This is a genomic window from Hydrogenivirga sp. 128-5-R1-1 (assembly GCF_000171895.1).
In genome coordinates this window covers 1-2090 of record NZ_ABHJ01000177.1, presented here as the reverse complement: position 1 = coordinate 2090, position 2090 = coordinate 1, and the positions used below count along the sequence as shown (strand labels likewise).

At 28.0% G+C, this 2090-nt stretch carries 3 protein-coding genes and 1 pseudogene; all 4 read right to left on the bottom strand.

Annotated features, from left to right (window positions below; all coding sequences use genetic code 11):
• The coding region (locus HG1285_RS03670) for an AAA family ATPase (protein WP_008288820.1) at nucleotides 1-743 on the bottom strand (743 nt) is incomplete at its 3' end.
• Nucleotides 740-1234, bottom strand: coding sequence for a lipopolysaccharide transport periplasmic protein LptA (gene lptA / locus HG1285_RS03675; RefSeq protein ID WP_008288819.1), 495 nt, complete (start codon nucleotides 1232-1234; stop codon nucleotides 740-742). The genes lptA and HG1285_RS03670, both read right to left, overlap by 4 nt.
• The gene (gene lptC, locus HG1285_RS03680) at nucleotides 1227-1745 is read right to left on the bottom strand and encodes an LPS export ABC transporter periplasmic protein LptC (protein ID WP_008288818.1); all 519 of its coding nucleotides are present in this window, start codon (nucleotides 1743-1745) and stop codon (nucleotides 1227-1229) included. Before lptC ends, lptA begins: the two co-directional genes overlap by 8 nt.
• Nucleotides 1742-2090, bottom strand: a pseudogene (locus HG1285_RS03685) (glutamyl-tRNA reductase); the annotation flags it as partial. The gene lptC and the pseudogene HG1285_RS03685, both read right to left, overlap by 4 nt.

The window sequence follows — 2090 nt, the reverse complement described above, 5'->3', positions numbered from 1 at the left end:
CTCAAGAAATGCTGACATAAAGCTCTTGAAGAAAGTATATTTATAGCCTTGTATGCCTTTACTATATTTATGTATTTTTTGAAAGCTTTATCTGTGAAACTAACATTTCCACCACCTGCAAGCATTAACCTGTGATTAATGTATTTTTTTGTATCATTTAAATTCAAAGGTGTAAGATAAGCTTTACTTGTAATTCTTTGAAGAAGTTGTCTTAACTGCGGTGTTTTTAATTTTTCGTCTAATTCTGGTTGTCCGACAAGCACTATCTGAACAAGTTTTTCTTTGTCTGTTTCTAAGTTTGATAGAAGTCTTAGTTCTTCCAGTGTTTCTAAAGGAAGAAGCTGTGCTTCATCAACTATTATAAAAACTTTTTTACCGTTTTTGACTTTTTCTTCAAGTGTTTTTTTAAAAAGTTTTAAAAGTTCTTCTTTATTTTCCTCTTTTGTTTCTACTCCTAAATCATGGAGTACAGCTCGTAAAAACTCTTCTGGTTTTAGCTGTGGTGAAAGTATAAGTGAGTATTCAGCAAAGTTTTCTAAACTATTTAAAAATTTTCTGATGACTGTTGTTTTTCCAGTTCCTGGTTCACCGATAATTATACAGAAACCTTCTCCGGAATCTACAACATATTTTAAAAGCCTTTCTGCATTTCTGTGGGATACTGAAGGGAAAAAATATGAAGGGTCTGGAGTAATTCTAAAAGGGTCTTCTTTTAAACCAAAAAATTCCAGATGGTCTATCATTTTCCTTTCCCTTTATTTTTTTTATTCATTTCTTCTGGAACAATAATTGTTCTTACCTTTTTGTTTTTTCCTATAACCACAGCTTTATCTTCTTTCATGTAATAAATAATCTCATCTCCTTCAAGAATATTACTTTTTTTCTTTACCATAGCATTTCCTATTAGTCTAATAATTTCTTTATTTGCGTTATATATTCCTTTATTTGCCTTTCCTTTGTAGAGACCTTTTTCAAATTTTACATTTCCTTCTGCTATTATTTCTTTTATTTTAGAGTTTTCATCAAAATAAACACGCATTAAATTTGACCACAATGTGAAATCACCTTTTCTTACAATTACATTGTCCTTGTAAACAGCAATTTTTTGCTTATTGTCGTATTCAAAAGAATCTGCTTCTATAACTATTGGTACTTTATTTTTTTCATTACTTTCGGTTTGTGCATATAAAAAACTTGTAAGTAGTAGTACAACCATTAATAAACTTTTAGCCATTCTTTTCTCCGTAGACTTGAGTTTTAACCTTTTTTAAAATTATTTTTTCCTTTTTTAAATCTATAAACAGGTGTTTACCGAAAGTTTTCATATTTTTTGTAATTATTTTATTTGTCTGATTATTATATGCTATGCTTTTTTTAATATTAAATATTAGTCTTGAAGTTAAAAGGTTTAATCCTTTCGTTGAAACTATAACATTATCCTGGAGTTCTACCAGTTTTTTTTTATCAAATTTACCTGTGTCAGCTTTTATATTTATAGTTTTATCAGGCTCTACAATATCTGCATTTATGTATTTACCTTCTATATAGTATATTTTATCTATAAGAATGTTTCCTTTTACAATTATTTTTTTTGAGTTTTTGCTTACTAAAGTAAAATCGTATATCCTTGCTTCTTTATAGCTTAAATTTTTTATCTTAGATTTTTCTAATTGATTGTTTATAAGGTTTATTATTAAAGCAATAATTCCAAAAATAAATGTGTATATTAGGGCTTTCTTTTTCACTTCTTCACTTTTGTTTTATTTTTTCTTATTTCCCACTTAGGACTGAACATTTCTTCAAATATATCAATATATTTTTCAACATCTTCATTTGTGGCTTTATTTTTCAAGTACATAGTTGGTCTGTGAAGTATTTTATTAATTATAGAGTTTACTGCAAGTTCTATATTTTCTCTTTCCTTTTCATTTAAATAAGGCATGTCATTAAACAGTCTTTCAAGCTGATAATCTTTTATTTCCTCTGCAAAATGCCTTACATTTGCAATTACTGGCGAAAGTTTCTGCTGGGCAAGCCATTTTTCAAATTTTTTTACCTCTTCATCTATTATTATTTCTGCCCTCGCAGCC

Coding starts and splice junctions, on each gene's coding strand:
- lptA (WP_008288819.1), bottom strand. CDS start 1,234: ATGGCTAAAAGTTTATTAATGGTTGTACTACTACTTACAAGTTTTTTA.